This window comes from Ruegeria sp. BE9 (genome assembly GCF_056538765.1).
Genome location: NZ_JBQFTS010000007.1, coordinates 84,417 through 104,271, shown reverse-complemented (window position 1 = coordinate 104,271; position 19,855 = coordinate 84,417). Strand labels below are relative to the sequence as shown.

Sequence of the window (19,855 nt, the reverse complement as noted above, 5' to 3'; positions counted from 1 at the left end):
ACGGGCCCGCGCGCCTATCGCGTCAGAGCCACTCAGGTATGGTATCGCGGTTTATGATTTCGTCAAAGCTTGGGCGTTCACGAATAACTGCAAATTGATCCTCGTGCACCAGCACCTCGGGTATCAAAGGCCTGGTATTGTATTCACTGGACATCACCGCGCCATAAGCTCCGGCGCTGCGGAAGGCGACCAAATCGCCCGGCGACAGCGGCGGCATGTTGCGTTGTTTGGCAAATGTATCGCCAGTTTCGCAGACCGGCCCGACAATGTCGTATGGCTGCTGCTCAACACCCGGCTCAGGTTCTTTCACCGCTACAATATCGTGATGCGCCTCGTACATTGCGGGGCGGATCAGATCATTCATGGCACCATCAAGGATCAGGAAATCGCGGCCTTCGCCGGATTTCACGTAAATCACTTTGCTGACCATCAGGCCCGCATTACCGGCAATCAGGCGGCCCGGTTCAATCTCGATCTCACAGTTCAAGTGGCCCAGCGTCTTTTTGATCAACGCGCCGTATTCCACCGGTAGCGGCGGTGCGTCATTGGCACGGGTGTAGGGAATGCCCAGACCACCGCCCAGATCGAGACGGCGGATGTTGTGGCCTTCGGCTCGCAGTTGCTCGGTCAGTTCCGCAACCTTGGTATACGCCAGCTCGAACGGCTCTAACTCAGTCAGTTGTGAGCCGATATGTACGTCAATGCCGATCACTTCGAGACCGGGCAGAGTAGCCGCGTGGGCATAAACCTCTGACGCACGAACGATGGGAATACCAAACTTGTTCTCTGACTTGCCAGTGGCGATCTTGGCGTGGGTCTTGGCGTCTACGTCCGGATTTACGCGCACAGTAATTGGTGCAACCTCACCCAATTCCAGCGCGACGGCGTTGATCACTTCCATCTCGGGTTCGGACTCTACGTTGAACTGGCGGATACCGCCGGTCAGCGCAGTGCGGATTTCATCTGCCGTTTTACCTACGCCGGAAAACACGATCTTGTCGCCCGGCACGCCCGCTGCCTTGGCGCGCAAGTACTCTCCGCCCGAGACCACATCCATCCCGGCACCTGCCTGAGCCAGAGTCTTCAGGATCGCCTGGTTGCTGGCCGCCTTCATCGCATAGCAGACAAGGTGTTCGGTGCCCTCAAGCGCGTCATCAAACAGCTTGAAGTGCCGCAGCAGTGTTGCCGTCGAATAAACGTAGAAAGGGGTTCCGACCGCAGCAGCGATTTCGGAGATCGGGACATCCTCGGCGTAAAGCGCGCCGTCGCGGTAGAGAAAGTGATCCATAACTGCGCGCTTAGACCAAAACTGCCCAACGGATCAATGGATTCCGCACGCTTCGCCGCGATCACTTAGTTGCGCGTCGATACACCGACCCGGCCATAACCCGAGATTGAGATGCCAGACCCGCTAGACTTTGTCTCTGGTTCCGGGCGGGGACTGTAAGAAGGATCACAGGCCGCAAGAAGGGTAACGGTCAGAATCAAAATACTGAATTTCATTGTGTCGTCTATAGCTCGGGAACTTGGCGCAAGGCCGTGGATACAGTTCACATGTGCACGCGCCCTTCAAATTGCAAACGCGTTAGATGCCTAAATAGACACCCAGCCCTCCGCGACGCAGGCCGACGCCTCCGCCGACATGAGTACCGCTGCTGCCGACACCGACATTCGCGCTCATCGTCGGCTGGATCGGCTCACCATCAGCACCGCAGGCGGCCAGGGCAAACCCGGCCGCAATCAAAAGGACCACACGTAGAATATGCATCACACCAGCGCCTTCCACCGCTTGACCTGGGCACGCACCTGATCGGGGGCCGTACCGCCATAGGATTGGCGCGAGTTTACCGAATTATCGACCCCAAGCACAGTGTAGACGTCATCAGTGATCTCGGCGTGCACGGATTGCATATCTTCCAGCGTCAGATCAGGCAGGTCGCAGCCTTTGCCTTCGGCCATAGCAACCAGCGAGCCCGTGACGTGGTGTGCGTCGCGGAAGGGCAGGCCCAAAACCCGAACCAGCCAGTCCGCGAGATCTGTCGCGGTCGAGAAACCAGAGCCCGCAGCGGCGGCAAGGCTTTCCCGGTTGGCGGTCATATCCTTGACCATGCCTTCCATCGCCGCCAGCGCCAGCATCCAGTTGTCGGCCGCGTCAAAGACCTGTTCCTTGTCTTCTTGCATGTCCTTGGAATAGGCCAGCGGCAGCCCCTTCATCACCATCATCAGCGCGGTGTTCGCGCCGTATATCCGCCCCACTTTGGCGCGGATCAACTCCGCCGCATCGGGGTTTTTCTTTTGCGGCATGATCGATGAACCGGTCGAGAAGCGGTCAGACAGCGTAACAAACCGAAACTGGGCCGAGGACCAGATCACCAATTCTTCGGCAAAGCGCGACAGGTGCACGGCACAGATCGACGCCGCTGACAGAAATTCCAGCGCGAAATCGCGGTCGCTCACGGCGTCCAGAGAGTTGGCAGCAGGACGGTCAAAGCCCAGCGCCTCGGCCGTCATGTGGCGGTCGATAGGAAATGAGGTTCCCGCCAACGCAGCAGCGCCCAACGGGGATTCATTCATCCGAGCACGTGCGTCGCGAACGCGGCTCAGGTCACGGCCAAACATCTCGACATAAGCCATCATGTGATGACCCCAAGTTACCGGCTGTGCAGTTTGAAGGTGCGTAAACCCAGGCATGACCCATTCGGCGCCAGCTTCGGCCTGCGCCAAAAGCGCGCGGATCAGGGCCAGCAGGCCGGTTTCGGCTGCGTCGAACTGATCACGCACCCACAGTTTGAAATCGGTCGCAACCTGATCATTCCGCGAACGGCCTGTGTGCAAACGGCCTGCCGGCTCTCCGATAACCTCTTTCAGCCGTGCCTCGACGTTCATGTGAATGTCTTCAAGCGCGGTCGAGAACTGAAACTCTCCGTTCTGGATTTCTGACAAAACGGTGAGCAGCCCTTCCCGAATAGCTTCGGCGTCACTATCACTTATGACGCCTGTGGCAGCCAACATGGCGGCATGGGCGCGCGAGCCTGCAATGTCTTGGGCTGCCATCCGCTGATCGAACCCGATCGAGGCGTTGATTGCCTCCATGATCGCGTCTGGACCAGCGGCAAAGCGGCCGCCCCACATCTGGTTCGAGGATTGATCGGTCATGTAAGAAAACCCGGAGTTGATATGCGCCTAATTCGTCTGATCCCCCTTTATATGGCCCTTGCGCTGGGTGCAAATACGGCGTTCGCCGCCGATGCTGAAACTCTGGGCGCGCTGCGTGACGGCTCGTTGAAGCGGCTTATCCTGCACAAGGAACCCAAACCCCATGCACCGGTCGAATTCCAACTTGAAGACGACGGCGGCGTCGCGACGCTGGAAGATTACAAAGGCAAGTATGTTCTGGTGAACTTCTGGGCGACGTGGTGCGCACCCTGCCGTAAGGAAATGCCCCAGATCGCCGAGCTGCAGGAAGAGTTCGGAGGCGACAAATTCGAAGTTCTGACACTGGCCACCGGACGTAATTCCCCTGCCGGGATCAAGAAGTTCTTCGAAGAGAACGGCATTGAAAACCTGCCCCGTCATCAGGACAAAGGCTCGGCCGTGGCGCGGGAATTCGGCGTGATTGCCCTGCCGATCACGGTGATCCTTGATCCCAATGGCGACGAGATTGCCCGTCTGATTGGCGATGCCGAGTGGAATTCGGACAGCGCCAAGGCGATCATCTCGACGCTGGTGGGCGCTGAAAGTTAACGCTTGCACCCTTTCTGACCCGATTCGTGCTATTCTCCCGATCTCAATTATTTTTGGGGGAATAGTAATGACTGGATTTAAACTGATACCAATTGTTGCCGCCGCATTGGTTATTGCGGGAACTGCTCAGGCTGACTTTAAGAGGGTCAAAACGGTCGAGCAGTTCAACAAGGAACTTGTTGGCAAAAAGCTCGTCGATGACAAAGGCAATGTTTTTATTGCCAACGCAGATGGTACAATCTCGGCCAAGTTGACCAGCGGGAAAAAGTTCAGCGGCAACTGGGTGTGGAACAAGAAGTTCTGGTGCCGCAATGGCGTGCTGGATGGCAAAGCCCTTGGCACTGATTGTCAGGTTTTCGAAGTCGACGGAACCACTGTGAAAATGACACGTGAGAAGGGCAAGGGAAGCTCGACGATCTACACGTTGCAATAGCCAATCACGCTGCTGACTGAATTCCATGCTACACTAACGTTACCGCCATCCGAAACGGTGGCGGTGCGAAACTGGTTACGGAGGCGACAATGAAACCCGTAGTACTGTTGATAGGTCGCTTACCAAATGTCATCGGCGACGTGGCGCGGCAATTGGATCACATGCCGATCCAATGGCTTGGTGCGCATGATCAGGATGAGGTCCGGCGGCAACTGGATGCTGAACCCAGGATCGTCTGCGCGATCATGGGAGCTGGACTGGAGGACAGAGTTCGCGGTGAACTGGTAGGCATAATTGCCGCCCGCAGACCGGATATCTGTATTCACCTCAAGGATCGGGCCTCTGGTCCGGATGGGCTGGTGCCATTTGTCGAACGCGTCGTTCAACACGAAGTTCTGGACGTTCTAGAAACAGGCTGACGCAACGCCACCTTTGACAGCGCGTTTGCCGCTTTGCACTCTGCTGAGCGGGAGGACGGAATGGCGCTAGAAATTCTGCTGATACTGGTTGTTGGGGGCATCGTCGGGGTGACGGTGTTGCTGCACCTGACAGGCAAGTCGGAATTGCGTTCACTGACGCCCGAAAGTGCGCGTTCGGAGTGGCAACGCCATGCACCGGATGATGATATTATCGACGTCACTGTCGCGCATGATGGGCATTCTGCTTTAATCCGCACAAGCGCGGGCAACGGTCTGCTTTGGTCCTTTGGGGCCGACACCGTAGCGCGCCATTTGATTGATTTCGACTGGCTGGAGCATCCGCAGGGCTTCGAAATCCAGTTTCACGAGTTCGGCACCCCAGGCGTTATTGTCCGCCTCGACGACTTTGAACGTTCTCATTGGCAACACCTGATGGACCCCACATGACCGACCAAGTGACCTTTCCCGACGCCGTACAATGGGCGGTGCCGTTCTTTATTGCTGCCATTCTGGCTGAGTTTCTGTGGATCGCCATCAAGGGCAAAGGCGGCCGATATGAGACTCGCGATGCCGTGACCTCATTGATCATGGGCGCCGGCAACATTGCGTCGGGCTTTGTGCTGGGCTTCATCGCCTATGCCTTCTTTATGTGGCTGTGGCGAATAACGCCCTTGAACCTTGGCACCTCAATCCCCGTTATCATCCTGTGCTTTGTTCTGGATGATTTACGGTACTATTGGGTGCACCGTTTCGGGCACCGAATCCGCTGGGTCTGGGCCAGCCACGTGAACCACCACAGCTCTCAGCACTACAACCTGACAACCGCGCTGCGACAGACTTGGACCTATACCTTTACCTTCATGATGGTTGTCCGCGCCCCGCTAATCCTGTTGGGCTTCCACCCGGCAATGGTGCTGTTCTGCGGCGGCCTGAACTTGGTGTACCAATTCTGGATCCACACCGAGGCCATCGGTAAAATGCCCCGCTGGTTCGAGGCGGTGATGAACACTCCAAGCCACCATCGCGTTCACCACGGGCGCAATGCGCGCTATCTGGACTGCAATTATGCGGGAGTTTTCATCATTTGGGACAAGCTGTTCGGAACCTTTGTTCCGGAGCAAGAGGACGAAAAGGTTGACTACGGGCTGGTTCATAATATCGGCACGTTCAACCCGCTGCGTGTCGCGTTCCACGAATGGGTCGGCATCTGGCGAGATGCAACCCAACCCGGACTAACCCTGCGCGAACGTTTGGCCTATTGTTTTGCACCTCCAGGCTACAGCCATGATGGCAGCCGGGATAATTCCGAGCAGATCAAAGCCAAGCATCTGGCCCGGCATCCGGAAGACCGCGGAACGCCCGGATTCGAGCATTTGGAGGTCAAAGCGCCTAATTCACAGGCAAAACAGGCTTAAATCCGCCGATCGCGCGCCCCCTTTCCTTGAAAACGGGATTTCACATTCCATGTTCATCGGATGTGCAGCGTATCGAGTAGTCGGAGGCCTTCATGAACCGAATGACGTTCCTTTCTACGATTGTGGGCCTTGTGGGGCTGGTTCTGGCCATGCTGACAGCGCTCGCTGGTGGTGCATCTGCCATTGTTGCATTTGGCTTCGTTTTGATGGCCCTAGGCTTTATGGGAGCCGTGATTGGCGCAGCTGCTTCCTTGGGACGCGTATGGGAAACGGTACGCTGACCCTCAAAAGGTTTTTCCTTAACCGCAGATTCATAGGTTTGTCCTGATATCGAACCCTGATCACTGACGTGAAGGGGCTTGGTAGAACTATGCGGGACAGGAATGTGGCAGACATGCCCGAAGGTACAGACAGCCCCTTGAATGCGGCTGTCACATCTCGCGACAGCTCTACCGTTCAGATGGCGACCGACGCGGTGAAACACAAGCAATGCAAACTGGCTTTTCAACCAGTGATGCAGGCCCACCCCCCACACGGCGTAGCCTTCTACGAAGGTTTCATCCGTGTTCTGGACGAAACCGGGCGGGTCATCCCCGCGCGTGAGTTCATGCCACAGCTTGAAAACACGCCTATCGGGCGTGAACTGGACTGTATCGCACTTGAGATGGGGTTGCGCACGTTAGTCAGAAACCCCGAGATCCGGTTATCCATTAACATGTCCGCCCGCTCGATTGGATACGCGCGATGGGCCCGTGTACTGGAACGGTTCTTGAAGAAGGACAGCACAATTGGCGAGCGCCTCATTCTGGAAATCTCGGAAAGCTCAGCCATGACGGTGCCCGAACTGGTGGTCGATTTCATGGACCGCCTACAGCCACGTGGCATAGCTTTTGCACTGGATGATTTTGGGGCCAGCAATTTCAGTTTCCGCCATTTTCGTGAATTTCTTTTTGATGCTGCCAAAATCGACGGACAATTCGTGCGCGGCGTCAGCGACAACCCCGACAATCAGGCACTGGTCCGCGCTTTGGTTGCTGTCGCACGTGAATTCGAAATCCTGGTGACCGCCGAATCAGTCGAAGCGAAAGAAGACGCAGAGTTTCTGGTGGCCAACGGCGTGGACTGTCTTCAGGGATTTTTGTTCGGCGCACCAACGGTCTCGGCCCCGTGGAAGGACCAAAAAGCCCGTCAAACAGGTAGCTAGAGGCGAAAAAACTGCCCCTAGGTCATCTGAGACAAGCTGACCGTTGCTGCAATTGCAGCATTACGTTATGCCATGAACAGTTGGAGCGGGGGATCATGAGGCGCTCTGGTTCACAGAGGCATTGCTTCTGCGTTCTGCGCCGATAGGGTTCCCACAGGACCTTGACGGTAAAGGATTGTCTAAATGACCAACGTAGTAATCGCATCCGCAGCAAGAACCGGTGTCGGCAGCTTTGGTGGCTCGTTCGCAAATACACCAGCGCACGATCTGGGTACCGCCGTTCTCGAGGCGGTCGTTGAGCGCGCCGGAGTAGAAAAGGGCGAGGTAAGCGAAACCATCATGGGTCAGGTCCTGACGGCCGCTCAGGGTCAGAACCCTGCGCGTCAGGCTCACATCAACGCCGGTTTGCCGCAGGAAAGCGCTGCGTGGGGCATCAACCAGGTCTGCGGCTCGGGCCTGCGTGCGGTTGCGCTGGGTGCGCAGCACATTCAACTTGGCGACGCCGAGATCGTTGCCGCCGGTGGTCAAGAAAACATGACTCTGTCCCCTCACGCTGCCGCCCTGCGCGCTGGCCAAAAAATGGGCGACATGAAATACATTGATACCATGATCCGGGACGGCCTGTGGGATGCCTTCAATGGCTATCACATGGGGCAGACTGCGGAAAACGTAGCAGAGAAGTGGCAGATCAGCCGCGACATGCAGGACGAGTTCGCCGTGGCCTCGCAAAACAAGGCCGAGGCCGCCCAAAAGGCCGGCAAATTCGCTGATGAGATTACACCTTTCACCATCAAGACCCGCAAGGGTGACATTGTGATGGACAGCGACGAATACATCCGTCACGGCGCCACCATGGAAGCCATGGCCAAACTGCGCCCGGCTTTCACCAAGGACGGTTCGGTCACTGCGGCCAACGCCTCGGGCCTGAACGACGGTGCCGCGGCCACACTGCTGATGTCAGCGGAAAACGCTGAGAAACGCGGTATCGAGCCTCTGGCCCGCATCGCATCCTATGCAACAGCCGGTCTGGACCCGTCGATCATGGGCGTCGGCCCGATCTACGCATCGCGTAAAGCGCTGGAAAAAGCAGGCTGGTCGGTTGACGATCTGGACCTGGTTGAAGCCAACGAAGCCTTTGCCGCACAAGCCTGCGCCGTGAACAAGGACATGGGCTGGGACCCGTCGATCGTGAACGTGAACGGCGGAGCGATCGCCATCGGTCACCCGATCGGTGCGTCGGGCTGCCGGGTTCTAAACACGCTTCTGTTCGAGATGAAGCGCCGCGACGCGAAAAAGGGTCTGGCGACCCTCTGCATCGGCGGCGGCATGGGTGTCGCCCTGTGTGTGGAGCGCGACTAAGTGCTTGAATAACCGAATAGCAAAGGGCGTCCACTGGGCGCCCTTTTTTGTTACAATAGGACACTAACCCTTAGATGCGACGATATTGCCACCTAGAATAGCGAAATTCATGACGAAACAATATTGCGCAATACAACCCCACAAAGTAACAGCATTACCAAGACGACTAAAATTGGAGGAGTCATAAATGGCACGTACAGCACTCGTCACCGGCGGTTCCCGCGGCATCGGCGCAGCAATTTCCAAGGCGCTCAAGGCCGAAGGATACAACGTTGCAGCCACCTATGCGGGGAATGACGAAGCCGCGGCAAAGTTCACCGAGGAAACCGGCATCGCCACTTACAAGTGGAACGTAGCCGACTATGACGAATCCAAAGCGGGTATCGAAAAGGTCGAGGCCGAGGTTGGCCCCATCGACATCGTGGTTGCCAATGCAGGCATCACCCGTGACGCGCCCTTCCACAAGATGACCCCTGATCAGTGGAAAGATGTAATCGACACCAACCTGACTGGTGTTTTCAACACCGTACACCCTATCTGGCCTGGCATGCGTGAACGCAAGTTTGGCCGCGTAATCGTCATCAGCTCGATCAACGGTCAAAAAGGTCAATTCGCACAAGTGAACTACGCCGCGACCAAGGCGGGCGATCTGGGCATCGTAAAATCTTTGGCGCAGGAAGGCGCCCGTGCAGGTATCACCGCCAACGCCATCTGCCCCGGCTATATCGCGACTGAGATGGTCATGGCCGTGCCAGAGAAAGTACGCGAAGCCATCATCGGCCAAATCCCGGCAGGTCGTCTGGGTGAGCCGGAAGAAATCGCTCGTTGCGTAGCATTCCTGGCGTCGGAGGACTCTCAGTTCATTAACGGTTCGACGATTTCAGCGAACGGTGCACAGTTCTTCGTCTAATTCAGACTTTCAAAAGAAAAGCGGGCCGGTCCTTTTGGACCGGCCCTTTTTTATCCCGTAAGAACGCGCGCGCTGCGTTCAGCGGGAACCAAACAGCCATTTAAGAGCGTCATTAATCACGCGGGATCGTTCAAGATGCGCGCGTTGAAAGGCGCGGGCCATTGCCGGGTTGCTGGTGATCTCAATCATGGCAGTATCCTTTCAATTCAGTTTTGTTTGACTTTAGGAGAATATGAACTTTAATTTTAAAGTTGACAAACGAGCAATTTGGGAACTTCAGTTAATTTTTTCTTATCAATATGAGCAACACCCTTCCCCCTTTGACCGCATTGCGTGCATTTGATGCTGCAGCACGCCACATGTCCTTTGCGAAAGCCGCTGAAGAGCTGCACGTGACCCCGGCGGCCTTGTCCTTCCAGATCAAGTCACTCGAAGAACACTTGGGCCGCGCTCTATTCCACCGATTGAACCGGGCTGTTGACCTGACCGAAGCCGGGCGCGCCCTGGCCCCCGGCACAGCCGAAGGGTTTGCGGCCCTGCAAGCCGCCTGGCAGGCGGCGCGCCGGCAAGGTAACGACACCAGTCTGACAGTGACCGCCGGGCCAGCGTTAACGGCCAAGTGGCTGGCACCTCGGCTATATGACTTTGCCAGGACACATCCAGAAATCGACCTCAAGTTCTCGGCCACGTTGCGAATTATGGATCTGGAACGCGACGACGTGGATGTTGCGATTCGATTTGGCTACGGCGGGGACGAAGGGCTGTATTCCCTGCCTGTGCGCAAAGAGTGGCTAACCCCTGTGATGACGCCGGAACTGGCTGAGCAATTCCCGACCCCGGACAGCCTGCGCGATGCTCCGTTGATCTTTGACGATTCCATCGCGTTCCTGCAGCCGCCAAGTGACTGGCCTACGTGGTTTAGGGCCGTAGACGTTGAATTCACCCCGTCACACGGCGCGCATTTCTCGAATGCGGATCACGCCATTGATGCTGCCGTGGCAGGCGTCGGAGTTGCCTTGGGCCGACGCGCGATGATCATCAAGGACCTGACCGAAGGCCGGCTCGTTGCTCCATTCAAAGTCGCCATCGAAACTCGGGGGCGTTTCCGGTTTCTGTGCCTCCCGGGTGCCGAAAACAGACCGCAGGTTGCGGCCTTTCGCGACTGGTTCATGTCAGAGATTGAAAAAACCGCTCATATCTCGGATGACTTCAAGATCATTCCCGTCGAAGAGGTTCCCGCCCCATGACAAGACAACGCGCTACGGCCATAGGATTTGTGGCCGTTTTGTTGTGGTCCTTGTTGGCCCTTTTTACCGTCGGATCGACCCCTACACCGCCCTTATTGCTGAACACTCTCTGTTTCGCAGTCGGCGGCACGCTGGGGTTGATCTGGACTTGGGCTAATGGAGGGCTGGGTCAACTGCGCGCAGTGCCTTGGACAACATATTTATTCGGCACCATTGGGTTATTTGGTTACCACGCGCTGTATTTCTCTGCGTTGCGCATGGCGCCCGCGGCTGAGGCCGGGTTGATCGCTTATCTCTGGCCACTGCTCATTGTTCTGTTCTCAGGACTTCTGCCCGGCGAGCACCTCCGGAGCGGGCACCTTTTCGGTGCTTGCTTGGGATTTGCAGGCGCTGCGGTCATCATCGCCGGCGGCGGCAGCACCGGCTTTCAGGCGGACCACCTGCCTGGCTATGGTCTGGCGTTAATGTGCGCACTGACATGGTCGGGCTATTCGGTGTTGTCCAGGCGCTTGGGGGACACGCCAACAAGTTCAGTGGCCGTGTTCTGCGTCGCGACAGCGATTGCGTCCGGGGTCCTGCATGTAGCGGTCGAAGACACTGTTTGGCCCGATGGTACAATCGGCTGGGCCTCTGTACTGGCGCTCGGTCTGGGGCCAGTCGGGCTTGCGTTTTATGTTTGGGATATTGGCGTCAAGCAAGGCGACATTCAGGTCTTGGGTACAGCCTCTTATGCAGCCCCATTGTTGTCTACGCTTGTTTTGGTGTTGGCCGGGATCGCCGCCCCTTCATGGGGTCTGGCGATCGCGGCCGTGTTAATCACAGGCGGCGCAGTCATAGCCGCGCGAGCCAGTCTGCGACGCTAGTTTGACAATCGCTCGATCTCTTCCTTCAGCCTAAGCTTTTGCTTTTTGAGTTGAGCTATATGGAGATCGTCGATGCCAGGCGAGCGTTGGGCTTGTTCAACTTCAAGACCGAGAGATTCGTGTTTTTTCTTCAGTTCGGTCAGGTGTGCGCTCACGCTCATGGCGATACTCCTTTGTTGGTGTCTGAGTTTCACGTAAGAAGTTGACCACATCGTTTCCACCCTGTCACGCTGCAGACGCACAGAATCTGTCATAAATCCGACAATTTCGGCTGGTTAATGCCTATAGGTTGAAAATGCCGCAGATCGCAGACCCGTCACGCAGCACCGCTGAGACCTGTGGCGTATAGCTTTCACCGTCTTTTTCGTGCCGATCGCCTGCGTGCAAAATCAAGGGAGCGTGCAACCGAAATGCCGCCCGCCCTCCCTTTCTGGCCCGCAAAATCACCAGCTCAGCGGCCCGGCCTGTTCTCGCAGCCAATGGCAAAACCTCGATCGACCCCAACCGCCCAGTGCAGGCCGCCAACATATCGGGCAAGCGATCGGCCTTTTGCACCATGTGCAGGTATCCGCGTGGAGCTAGGCGTTTGGCTGCGACGTCGAACCAATAGTCCAAAGGGGTTTCTTCTCCCAGCGCTACACTGCGCCCTTTATCGGTTGCCTGACTGTGAGCCCCCGCACGATAGTAAGGGGGGTTTGCGATCACATGGTCAAATTGCCGTTGTTTCAGTTCAGCTGGCAATTCACTCAGGTCTGCTTCGATCACCTCGAGCGCAGCGTCGTTTTCAGTGGCGTTTCGACGTGCCAGATCGGCATAAGGCGCTTGAAGCTCTACTCCGGTCCCTTTCAAGCCGGAAACTCGGGCCATTAGGCACAAGACCGCAGCCCCCGCCCCGCACCCAAGTTCTAAGACGGTGTGACCACGTGTCGCCGGGACCGAAGCTGCCAACAACACAGGGTCAACCCCTGCGCGGTAGCCCGTCCGAGGTTGCCACAAGCGCACCCGGCCACCCAGAAAATCATTCCGGGTCAGCTCACTATCAGCAAACTGGGTCATCTTCCCAACGGAATTTCGTTATCGCGCATCACTCGTTCGGCTCGGGTCAGGTCATCGGCCCGTACCATCAGGCGACGAGGGAAGATTCCGATGCCACCTTCGAGGATGCTCATATTTACGTCCATCTGAAAGCAGTCTATATCCTCGCCCTCAAGAAGAGCGGATGCAAAGGCCAGGATCGTCGGATCGGTGCTGCGCAAAAGTTCTTTCATGGGGATGGATGTAAGGGCAAGGTGCGCCGGAAGTCGAGCCTTGTATCAGGAGTGTGATGGATATCGACACGATCTCAAAACCGCATGAGCGGCTGGCAGAACTTCTGACCGGCGAGATGGACGCTGTGAATGAGCTGATCCGCACGCGTATGGCGTCCGAGCATGCACCGCGCATCCCCGAAGTCACAGCGCACTTGGTTGAGGCCGGCGGCAAGCGTCTGCGCCCGATGCTGACATTGGCTGCCGCGCGCCTGTTCGGCTACCCAGGCGACCATCACATCCGCTTGGCGGCAACTGTTGAATTTATTCACACAGCTACACTTCTGCATGATGACGTGGTCGACGAAAGCGCCCAAAGGCGTGGACGACCGACTGCAAACTTGTTGTGGGACAACAAATCCAGCGTTCTGGTCGGTGATTACCTGTTTTCCCGCAGTTTCCAGCTGATGGTGGAAACCGGTTCGCTGCGCGTTCTGGATATTCTGGCCAATGCGTCGGCAACCATCGCCGAAGGGGAAGTGCTGCAGATGACCGCAGCAACCGATCTGGGCACCAATGAGGCGATTTACCTGCAAGTTGTGCGCGGCAAGACCGCAGCGCTGTTTTCTGCTGCAACCGAGGTCGGCGGGGTGATTGCCGGAGCAGCCGAGGAGCAGGTCAAAGCGCTATTTGACTACGGCGACGCCCTGGGTATTGCATTCCAGATCGCGGATGACCTGCTGGATTACCAAGGCGACAGCAAATCAACCGGAAAAAACGTCGGCGACGACTTCCGCGAACGCAAGCTGACCCTCCCCGTGATCAAGGCGGTAGCCCAAGCAACCCCTGAAGAACACGCTTTCTGGGAACGTACGATCGGTCGCGGTCGGCAGGAAGACGGCGATCTGGATCATGCGCTGACCTTAATGAACAAGTACGGCACGCTGGAAGCCACGCGCGAGGATGCGTTTGGCTGGGCAGCCAAGGCCAAGGCATCACTGGACGTATTGCCGGACCACGAAATCCGTACATTGCTGCGCGATCTGGCCGACTACGTCGTCTCGCGCCTTAATTGAGCTTTACCGCGCGGCACCACCAGTCTGGATGTGCTGCGCCAATCTCGTAAGCTGCAAAATGCGCATCTTTCATTGAAGGATAAAGCGCGAAACAGGTTGAGCCTGAACCCGACATTCGGGCAAGCAATACTTCTTTCGTACCCGCCAACTCATCCAGAACGACACCAACCTCAGTGGCCAAACTCTTGGTCGGCAGTTCCAGATCGTTACGTTGATCTTGCAGCCAGTCCGCGCAGTCTTTGGATGTTTCGAACGCTGGTACGCCTTTGGGCATTGGCGGGTTTTCACGGCTCTCCAGGGCCGAAAAAACTGCGCCAGTCGGCACTTCGACACCGGGGTTTACCAACAAGGCTGGAAGCTCCGGCAGGTCGACGGCATCCAATTGCTCACCGATACCGCGCATCCGTGTTGCCTGGGAAATCATGCACACCGGAACATCCGCTCCAAGTGACAGCGCCATGCCATCCCGCAACGCCCCCTTTTGATCTGCAATCATGCGCAAAGTTGCGGCGGCATCAGAGGAACCGCCGCCAATTCCACCCCCGTGGGGCAGCACTTTGTTCAGGTTGATGTGACCAGTCCAACCAGCGGCCTCTGCTGCTTTCCAGACAAGGTTGCGGTTATCGGTCGGAACACCTGCCGAGTGTTCACCGCTTACCGCAATCGACAACTGCTCTCCGGGTGTAAAGTTCAGAGTGTCGCCAATGTCCGCAAACACAACCAAAGAGTCCAACAGATGATAGCCATCCTCTCGGCGGCCGGTTACATGCAGGGACAGGTTGATCTTGGCGGGCGCGAAGGCCTCAACCTTCATTGGCCACCTTCAGAGGTTCGGCACCTTCTTCTTCAAGAACCGCATCTAACCCAACCTCAATCTTGCGGCGGATACGTTCTGGATCGGCTTCTCCGTCAGCATCTTCAGGGTCGATGAAAGACAGCGCACGTTTCCATTGGAACTCGGCCTCGCGCGCACGCCCTACCGCCCAATAGACGTCACCCAGATGGTCATTCACAACCGGATCGACCGGCATCAGCTCAACTGCGCGTTCCATATGCTCGACAGCTTCTTCATAGCGAGCCAAACGGAACAGAACCCATCCAAGGCTGTCTACGATGTAGCCGCTTTCCGGTTGGGCAGCGACAGCGCGTTCGATCATTTCAAGCGCTTCGTCCAGCTTCTCGCGCCGTTCAACCAGCGAATAACCCAAATAATTCAACACCTGGGGTTGGTCAGGGTTCAATTCCAAAGCGCGACGAAAATCAGCTTCAGCCTGATCCCACTGCTTGAGCCGTTCGTGCGAAATACCGCGGGCGTAGTGCAAGAACCAGTTCGCTCCAGAACTGCGCTCATTCAACTCGATGGCCCGGTCATAGGATTGAACAGCGGCCGAATAGTTCTCTTCCTGGCGCTGCAAGTCAGCCAACGCTACATAAACACTCGGCAAATCCGGGTTCTGACTGGCCAGAGTTTGCAGAACCTCCGCCGCAGCGTCTTTTTTGCCTGACTGACTTAGAACATCGGCACGACCAAGTTCTGCGGCGTGATAATCACTGCTGCTGGCCGGGACTTTGCGATAGGCTTCGACGGCGAGATCATATTGCCCCAACTCCTCGAGCAATTCGGCGGTCAGCAGGATGGCATCTACATGGTCGGGACGCAGGAATGCGGCTAGGCGCGCGTACAACAGGACGTAGTTCTCAGCGGCCTCGCTGCTGAGCGCGGCGCCAACGGAAAAGAACACCTCGGCCATTCCATCCTGAGCGGAGCCGACATGCGTGAACGGAAGCGTTTCGCCAGCAGCCAGTCGGGCTTCATACCCCTCAATCGTCGGATCACTGCCCGCGACAAACACTTCATCGAGGAATTGCAGCGCGTCTTCGTTTCGATCCAGCTGCGACAGCACCTCTACTCGGGCCAACGCCGCGCGGCGCAGGAACCGGCCTACAGTTGCATTGTCAGCGCCGAAAATCGCTTCGGCTCCCTCGAAATCACCGACGGACGCCAAAGCCAGGGCCTTATGGTACAACGCAAATTCGCGCAGACCCTCTTGGTTAGAGACGTAGTCAAACTGGTCCATGGCGCTTGTCATGGAACCCTGACCCACATGCGCCCAGCCCTGCAACAAGCCATCAACCAAAGGACCCACGCCTTGCGTTTCAGGGTCACGTTTCAGCAGTTCGTCCAGATTTCCGTCGGCGATAAGATTGGCAGCAATGGCCATTTTCGCAGCTTGAAGCGGGTAGCCCAGATCTTCGATGACCTGTGCAACTGGCAATGCCTTACGGATTTCACCGAGAGACAGCCGCGCTACGACGACGCTTTCCAACAGTGTGGCATTTTCGGGATCAGCGCTTAGAGCACGCGCGTAATATTGCTCGGCAGCTGTATAGTCGCTTTCATATATCGCCTGACGCCCGGCCAAATACGCGCCGGAACCCGTATCCGCTTGGACCGAAATAACAAAAGACGAGGTGAACAGCACAGCCAACGCTGCACGACGAACCAAAGAAGCCACCAAAATCCTGCCTTGCTGATATTGCCTGCGCAATAAGCTAGGGCTTTGGCTGGAAAGAGGCAATGGCAGAGCCTTCACGACCCTGCCATTGCCCATGTTTTCGCTTACATGTTCGGATAGTTCGGACCATCCCCACCCTGCGGAGTGGTCCAGGTAATGTTCTGGCTTGGATCCTTGATATCGCAGGTTTTGCAGTGCACGCAGTTCTGGAAGTTGATCACGAATCGCGCACCCTCTTCATCCTCAACCATCTCGTACACGCCAGCCGGGCAGTAACGCTGCGCCGGTTCATCGAACTTGGGCAGGTTGACGTTGACCGGGATCGACGGGTCAGCCAGCTTCAGGTGGCATGGCTGACTTTCCTCGTGGTTCGTCATTGCAAACGAGACGTTGGTCAGGCGGTCAAAGGACAGCACACCATCCGGCTTGGGATAGTCGATCGGCTTGTGCTTGCTCGCCTCTTCGGTCGACAGTGCATCGTTCTTGCCGTGGCCGACTGTACCAAACAGCGAGAAGCCCAGCGTGTTGGTCCACATGTCCAGACCACCCAGCATCAGCGACGCAGTCAGGCCCCATTTCGACCAGATCGGTTTCACGTTGCGTACCTTTTTCAGGTCCGAGCCGATGGCTCCGTCGCGCACGTCAACCTCATAGGCGGTCAACTCATCACCCGAACGGTCGGCTTTGATCGCGTCAAAGGCGGCCTCGGCTGCGGCTTTGCCCGACAACATAGCGTTGTGGTTACCCTTGATGCGCGGCACGTTGACCATGCCCGCAGAACAACCCAGCAGCGCCACACCCGGAGCAACCAGTTTCGGCATCGACTGGTAACCACCTTCGGTGATCGCACGCGCACCGTAAGCAACGCGCTTGCCGCCTTTCAACAGCTCAGCGACCATCGGGTGGTGCTTGAAGCGCTGGAATTCCATGTAGGGATACAGGTGCGGGTTCTTGTAGTTCAGGTGAACCACGAAACCGACATAGACCTGATTGTTTTCTAGGTGATAGATAAATGACCCGCCACCTGCGTTGCTGCCCAAGGGCCAGCCCATAGTATGCGTGACCGAGCCCTCTTTGTGCTTGGCCGGATCGATCTCCCAGATCTCTTTCATGCCAACGCCGTATTTCTGCGGCTCTTTGCCGGCAGACAGGTCGTATTTAGCGATGACTTCTTTGGACAGCGAACCACGGACACCTTCCGACAGGAAGACGTATTTGCCGTGCAGCTCCATACCGGGTTCGGTGCCCGGACCATAGGAACCGTCCGCTTCCAGACCAAAGACACCGGCGACAACGCCTTTGACTTCGCCGTTCTCGCCGTAAACCAGCTCGGAACAGGCCATACCGGGGAAAATTTCAACACCCATTTCTTCGGCTTGTTCGGCCATCCAACGGCAGACATTTCCCATCGAAACGATGTAGTTGCCGTGGTTGTTCATCAGCGGCGGCATCGGGAAGTTGGGGATGCGGATTTTCCCGGCCTCACCCAGCATGTAGAAATTGTCTTCGTGCACCGGCACGTTCAGAGGGGCACCTTTTTCCTTCCAGTCCGGGATCAGGGCGTCCAGACCGCACGGGTCAAGAACCGCACCCGACAGGATATGCGCGCCCACTTCGGAACCCTTTTCCAGAACGACAACGTTCAGGTCGGCATCCAGCTGTTTCAGACGGATGGCCGCCGACAGGCCCGCGGGGCCTGCACCCACGATCACCACATCGTATTCCATCGCTTCGCGTTCAATCTCGGCCATCGCGGGCTCCTTAGCTAACTTTCCGAATTGGCGCTTTCACTGCGTGGTCTGCGCAATATTGTTTCACGGCTGATTACATGGTCTGAAAGACCTTGGTCAATCAAAACACGGCGTAACATTGCTGCAATGCGGCAGTTATGTCTCCGGAGCATCTCCCATGAGGTACCTGGGACCGCTACCATTGGATTTGGCGCGGTCATCTGGGTTGTAAAGGGCGCATTTCGGCAGGCTCAGGCAGCCGCAGCCGATACAGCCGTCCAAATTGTCGCGCAATCGCGTCAGGGTATCGATTCGCTGGTCCAAATGAGACCGAAGGCCAATGCTGATTTTTTGCCAATCTGCGGGCGTCGGCGTGCGGCTCCCCGGCAAGTCCGACAGGACGTCCCGAATCTCTGGCAAGGTCAGACCGAACTGTTGAGCGATCATGACGAAACTCAACCGCCGAATGTCTGCACGCTGATAACGCCTTTGCCCACCGGCATTACGCCACGGAGAGATCAGCCCCTGTGCCTCGTAGTACCGAATGGCAGAAACAGCCAATCCTGTACGTTGTGCCAAAGCACCTATTGCCAGCCCTTCTGATACCGCCATTTCATCCTCGCAAAAATTCCTTGACCTAAAGTTAGGTTTAGAAATTACGGTGAGTCGGGACAAGCCTCAATTCGAATAGGAGACCCCATGATGGCGACGCTTGAACACACCAATTTCACCGTCCGCGACCCACAGGCCTCGGCCGCTTGGATGCAAAAGGTGTTTGGCTGGAAAACACGCTGGGAAGGCCCGGCCATTGCGGGCGGTTACACGGTGCATGTGGGCAGCAAGCATACCTATCTGGCGCTCTATGCACCCAGCGACCCGAAAGCCTCAGGCGAAAGCAGTTACGACATCGTTGGCGGACTGAATCATGTTGGCGTTCTGGTCGAAGATATCGACGCCACAGAGCAAAAAGTGATCGACGCAGGTTTTACTCCCAAATCCCATGCCGATTACGAGCCCGGCCGGCGATTCTATTTCAACGATGACAATGACATCGAATTCGAGGTGATTAGTTACGCCTAGGCTGTAATCCGCCCGATGGGTGGCCAAGCCCTCTTGCATTTCACGCCTCATTTGGGTCAGGTATTCGCCAACCCATCAAATCGCCCCGACGCTGGTTCCATGCGGCGGGGCGCATCAATTTATGCGTGGACGACAAGAGTATGGAAAAGATTCCAATGACGCCTGCGGGCAATGCCGCGCTCGAAGCAGAGCTGAAAAACCTGAAATCCGTAGAGCGCCCGGCTATTATCGAAGCGATCGCGTCAGCTCGCGAACTGGGCGACCTGAAGGAAAACGCTGAATACCATTCGGCCCGTGAAAAGCAGGGCTTCATCGAAGGTCGCATCAAAGAGCTTGAGGGTATTCTGTCTCTGGCCGATGTGATCGACCCCGCCAAACTGTCCGGCGCGATCAAGTTCGGCGCCAAGGTCACGCTGGTTGATGAAGACACCGACGAAGAAAAAACCTGGAAAATCGTGGGTGAGTATGAGGCCAATATCGAAAATGGCCTGTTGAACATCAAGTCCCCAATGGCCCGCGCCCTGATCGGCAAAGACGAAGGCGACAGCGTCGAAGTTCGCACCCCCGGCGGTGTGCGGTCCTATGAAGTTCTGAGTATCGAGTACGCCTGAC

Annotated in this window: 24 protein-coding genes; 14 read left to right on the top strand and 10 right to left on the bottom strand. The window is 56.8% G+C overall.

Annotation, left to right across the window (positions count from 1 at the left end; all coding sequences use genetic code 11):
* Positions 1–22: 22 nt before the first annotated feature.
* The 3 genes from lysA to argH form a co-directional block, all read right to left on the bottom strand.
* A complete protein-coding gene (gene lysA, locus ACR0EO_RS17490) occupies positions 23–1,288 on the bottom strand; it encodes a diaminopimelate decarboxylase (protein ID WP_480691949.1) in 1,266 nt (421 codons plus the stop codon).
* Between the two features lie 297 nt (positions 1,289–1,585).
* Positions 1,586–1,768, bottom strand: a complete 183-nt coding sequence (locus tag ACR0EO_RS17485) for an argininosuccinate lyase (RefSeq protein ID WP_480691947.1) — start codon at positions 1,766–1,768, stop codon at positions 1,586–1,588.
* Positions 1,768–3,156, bottom strand: coding sequence for an argininosuccinate lyase (gene argH / locus ACR0EO_RS17480; RefSeq protein WP_480691945.1), 1,389 nt, complete (start codon positions 3,154–3,156; stop codon positions 1,768–1,770). The genes ACR0EO_RS17485 and argH overlap by 1 nt, the downstream gene beginning before the upstream one ends.
* A gap of 21 nt (positions 3,157–3,177) precedes the next feature.
* Here argH and ACR0EO_RS17475 point away from each other — a divergent pair, with 21 nt between their 5' ends.
* From ACR0EO_RS17475 to yddG, 11 genes are all read left to right on the top strand, one after another.
* Positions 3,178–3,744: a TlpA disulfide reductase family protein gene (locus ACR0EO_RS17475; protein ID WP_480691943.1), complete on the top strand. Its 567-nt coding sequence runs from the start codon at positions 3,178–3,180 to the stop codon at positions 3,742–3,744.
* Positions 3,745–3,811: 67 nt separating this feature from the next.
* On the top strand, positions 3,812–4,177 hold the full coding sequence (locus ACR0EO_RS17470) for a hypothetical protein (RefSeq protein ID WP_480691941.1): 366 nt from the start codon (positions 3,812–3,814) through the stop codon (positions 4,175–4,177).
* A gap of 89 nt (positions 4,178–4,266) precedes the next feature.
* Complete coding sequence (locus tag ACR0EO_RS17465) at positions 4,267–4,596, top strand: hypothetical protein (RefSeq protein WP_480691939.1); 330 nt, start codon at positions 4,267–4,269, stop codon at positions 4,594–4,596.
* A 60-nt stretch (positions 4,597–4,656) separates the two neighbouring features.
* The gene (locus ACR0EO_RS17460; RefSeq protein WP_480691937.1) at positions 4,657–5,043 is read left to right on the top strand and encodes a hypothetical protein; all 387 of its coding nucleotides are present in this window, start codon (positions 4,657–4,659) and stop codon (positions 5,041–5,043) included.
* Positions 5,040–6,011 carry a sterol desaturase family protein gene (locus ACR0EO_RS17455; protein WP_480691935.1) on the top strand — a complete coding sequence of 324 codons (972 nt, stop codon included), beginning with the start codon at positions 5,040–5,042 and terminating at the stop codon, positions 6,009–6,011. Before ACR0EO_RS17460 ends, ACR0EO_RS17455 begins: the two co-directional genes overlap by 4 nt.
* Positions 6,012–6,103: 92 nt before the next feature.
* Positions 6,104–6,292, top strand: a complete 189-nt coding sequence (locus tag ACR0EO_RS17450; protein WP_480691934.1) for a hypothetical protein — start codon at positions 6,104–6,106, stop codon at positions 6,290–6,292.
* A gap of 89 nt (positions 6,293–6,381) precedes the next feature.
* Entirely contained in the window at positions 6,382–7,215 is an 834-nt protein-coding gene (locus tag ACR0EO_RS17445; RefSeq protein WP_480691932.1) for an EAL domain-containing protein, read from the top strand.
* Between the two features lie 183 nt (positions 7,216–7,398).
* Complete coding sequence (locus ACR0EO_RS17440; RefSeq protein WP_480691931.1) at positions 7,399–8,574, top strand: acetyl-CoA C-acetyltransferase; 1,176 nt, start codon at positions 7,399–7,401, stop codon at positions 8,572–8,574.
* Between the two features lie 187 nt (positions 8,575–8,761).
* On the top strand, positions 8,762–9,484 hold the full coding sequence (gene phbB / locus ACR0EO_RS17435) for an acetoacetyl-CoA reductase (RefSeq protein ID WP_170573393.1): 723 nt from the start codon (positions 8,762–8,764) through the stop codon (positions 9,482–9,484).
* A gap of 299 nt (positions 9,485–9,783) precedes the next feature.
* On the top strand, positions 9,784–10,731 hold the full coding sequence (locus tag ACR0EO_RS17430) for a transcriptional regulator GcvA (RefSeq protein ID WP_480691928.1): 948 nt from the start codon (positions 9,784–9,786) through the stop codon (positions 10,729–10,731).
* A complete protein-coding gene (gene yddG, locus ACR0EO_RS17425) occupies positions 10,728–11,594 on the top strand; it encodes an aromatic amino acid exporter YddG (RefSeq protein ID WP_480691926.1) in 867 nt (288 codons plus the stop codon). The genes ACR0EO_RS17430 and yddG overlap by 4 nt, the downstream gene beginning before the upstream one ends.
* Here the strand turns inward: yddG and ACR0EO_RS17420 are convergent.
* The 3 genes from ACR0EO_RS17420 to ACR0EO_RS17410 form a co-directional block, all read right to left on the bottom strand.
* Positions 11,591–11,755 carry a YdcH family protein gene (locus ACR0EO_RS17420; RefSeq protein WP_170327212.1) on the bottom strand — a complete coding sequence of 55 codons (165 nt, stop codon included), beginning with the start codon at positions 11,753–11,755 and terminating at the stop codon, positions 11,591–11,593. The genes yddG and ACR0EO_RS17420 overlap by 4 nt on opposite strands.
* A 121-nt stretch (positions 11,756–11,876) precedes the next feature.
* On the bottom strand, positions 11,877–12,650 hold the full coding sequence (locus ACR0EO_RS17415; protein ID WP_480691924.1) for a tRNA1(Val) (adenine(37)-N6)-methyltransferase: 774 nt from the start codon (positions 12,648–12,650) through the stop codon (positions 11,877–11,879).
* Entirely contained in the window at positions 12,647–12,862 is a 216-nt protein-coding gene (locus ACR0EO_RS17410) for a putative signal transducing protein (RefSeq protein ID WP_037316655.1), read from the bottom strand. Before ACR0EO_RS17410 ends, ACR0EO_RS17415 begins: the two co-directional genes overlap by 4 nt.
* 56 nt (positions 12,863–12,918) lie before the next feature.
* On the opposite strand from ACR0EO_RS17410, the gene ACR0EO_RS17405 reads away from it, so the two are divergent.
* On the top strand, positions 12,919–13,917 hold the full coding sequence (locus tag ACR0EO_RS17405) for a polyprenyl synthetase family protein (protein ID WP_480691922.1): 999 nt from the start codon (positions 12,919–12,921) through the stop codon (positions 13,915–13,917).
* On the opposite strand, the gene ACR0EO_RS17400 is transcribed toward ACR0EO_RS17405, so the two are convergent.
* From ACR0EO_RS17400 to soxR, 4 genes are all read right to left on the bottom strand, one after another.
* Positions 13,910–14,731 (bottom strand): 4-(cytidine 5'-diphospho)-2-C-methyl-D-erythritol kinase, encoded by an 822-nt coding sequence (locus ACR0EO_RS17400; protein WP_480691920.1) that lies wholly within the window; start codon positions 14,729–14,731, stop codon positions 13,910–13,912. The genes ACR0EO_RS17405 and ACR0EO_RS17400 overlap by 8 nt on opposite strands.
* The gene (locus ACR0EO_RS17395; RefSeq protein WP_480691918.1) at positions 14,721–16,433 is read right to left on the bottom strand and encodes a tetratricopeptide repeat protein; all 1,713 of its coding nucleotides are present in this window, start codon (positions 16,431–16,433) and stop codon (positions 14,721–14,723) included. Before ACR0EO_RS17395 ends, ACR0EO_RS17400 begins: the two co-directional genes overlap by 11 nt.
* Before the next feature lie 104 nt (positions 16,434–16,537).
* Positions 16,538–18,184 (bottom strand): electron transfer flavoprotein-ubiquinone oxidoreductase, encoded by a 1,647-nt coding sequence (locus ACR0EO_RS17390; RefSeq protein WP_480691916.1) that lies wholly within the window; start codon positions 18,182–18,184, stop codon positions 16,538–16,540.
* Between the two features lie 135 nt (positions 18,185–18,319).
* On the bottom strand, positions 18,320–18,775 hold the full coding sequence (soxR, locus tag ACR0EO_RS17385; protein ID WP_480691914.1) for a redox-sensitive transcriptional activator SoxR: 456 nt from the start codon (positions 18,773–18,775) through the stop codon (positions 18,320–18,322).
* Positions 18,776–18,862: 87 nt separating this feature from the next.
* Here soxR and ACR0EO_RS17380 point away from each other — a divergent pair, with 87 nt between their 5' ends.
* Both ACR0EO_RS17380 and greA read left to right on the top strand, forming a co-directional pair.
* Positions 18,863–19,243 (top strand): VOC family protein, encoded by a 381-nt coding sequence (locus ACR0EO_RS17380; RefSeq protein ID WP_480691913.1) that lies wholly within the window; start codon positions 18,863–18,865, stop codon positions 19,241–19,243.
* A 140-nt stretch (positions 19,244–19,383) separates the two neighbouring features.
* Positions 19,384–19,854 carry a transcription elongation factor GreA gene (gene greA, locus ACR0EO_RS17375; protein WP_480691911.1) on the top strand — a complete coding sequence of 157 codons (471 nt, stop codon included), beginning with the start codon at positions 19,384–19,386 and terminating at the stop codon, positions 19,852–19,854.
* Position 19,855 lies beyond the last annotated feature (1 nt).

Coding starts and splice junctions, on each gene's coding strand:
- lysA (WP_480691949.1), bottom strand. CDS start 1,288: ATGGATCACTTTCTCTACCGCGACGGCGCGCTTTACGCCGAGGATGTC.
- ACR0EO_RS17485 (WP_480691947.1), bottom strand. CDS start 1,768: ATGCATATTCTACGTGTGGTCCTTTTGATTGCGGCCGGGTTTGCCCTG.
- argH (WP_480691945.1), bottom strand. CDS start 3,156: ATGACCGATCAATCCTCGAACCAGATGTGGGGCGGCCGCTTTGCCGCT.
- ACR0EO_RS17475 (WP_480691943.1), top strand. CDS start 3,178: ATGCGCCTAATTCGTCTGATCCCCCTTTATATGGCCCTTGCGCTGGGT.
- ACR0EO_RS17470 (WP_480691941.1), top strand. CDS start 3,812: ATGACTGGATTTAAACTGATACCAATTGTTGCCGCCGCATTGGTTATT.
- ACR0EO_RS17465 (WP_480691939.1), top strand. CDS start 4,267: ATGAAACCCGTAGTACTGTTGATAGGTCGCTTACCAAATGTCATCGGC.
- ACR0EO_RS17460 (WP_480691937.1), top strand. CDS start 4,657: ATGGCGCTAGAAATTCTGCTGATACTGGTTGTTGGGGGCATCGTCGGG.
- ACR0EO_RS17455 (WP_480691935.1), top strand. CDS start 5,040: ATGACCGACCAAGTGACCTTTCCCGACGCCGTACAATGGGCGGTGCCG.
- ACR0EO_RS17450 (WP_480691934.1), top strand. CDS start 6,104: ATGAACCGAATGACGTTCCTTTCTACGATTGTGGGCCTTGTGGGGCTG.
- ACR0EO_RS17445 (WP_480691932.1), top strand. CDS start 6,382: ATGCGGGACAGGAATGTGGCAGACATGCCCGAAGGTACAGACAGCCCC.
- ACR0EO_RS17440 (WP_480691931.1), top strand. CDS start 7,399: ATGACCAACGTAGTAATCGCATCCGCAGCAAGAACCGGTGTCGGCAGC.
- phbB (WP_170573393.1), top strand. CDS start 8,762: ATGGCACGTACAGCACTCGTCACCGGCGGTTCCCGCGGCATCGGCGCA.
- ACR0EO_RS17430 (WP_480691928.1), top strand. CDS start 9,784: ATGAGCAACACCCTTCCCCCTTTGACCGCATTGCGTGCATTTGATGCT.
- yddG (WP_480691926.1), top strand. CDS start 10,728: ATGACAAGACAACGCGCTACGGCCATAGGATTTGTGGCCGTTTTGTTG.
- ACR0EO_RS17420 (WP_170327212.1), bottom strand. CDS start 11,755: ATGAGCGTGAGCGCACACCTGACCGAACTGAAGAAAAAACACGAATCT.
- ACR0EO_RS17415 (WP_480691924.1), bottom strand. CDS start 12,650: ATGACCCAGTTTGCTGATAGTGAGCTGACCCGGAATGATTTTCTGGGT.
- ACR0EO_RS17410 (WP_037316655.1), bottom strand. CDS start 12,862: ATGAAAGAACTTTTGCGCAGCACCGATCCGACGATCCTGGCCTTTGCA.
- ACR0EO_RS17405 (WP_480691922.1), top strand. CDS start 12,919: ATGGATATCGACACGATCTCAAAACCGCATGAGCGGCTGGCAGAACTT.
- ACR0EO_RS17400 (WP_480691920.1), bottom strand. CDS start 14,731: ATGAAGGTTGAGGCCTTCGCGCCCGCCAAGATCAACCTGTCCCTGCAT.
- ACR0EO_RS17390 (WP_480691916.1), bottom strand. CDS start 18,184: ATGGCCGAGATTGAACGCGAAGCGATGGAATACGATGTGGTGATCGTG.
- soxR (WP_480691914.1), bottom strand. CDS start 18,775: ATGGCGGTATCAGAAGGGCTGGCAATAGGTGCTTTGGCACAACGTACA.
- ACR0EO_RS17380 (WP_480691913.1), top strand. CDS start 18,863: ATGATGGCGACGCTTGAACACACCAATTTCACCGTCCGCGACCCACAG.
- greA (WP_480691911.1), top strand. CDS start 19,384: ATGGAAAAGATTCCAATGACGCCTGCGGGCAATGCCGCGCTCGAAGCA.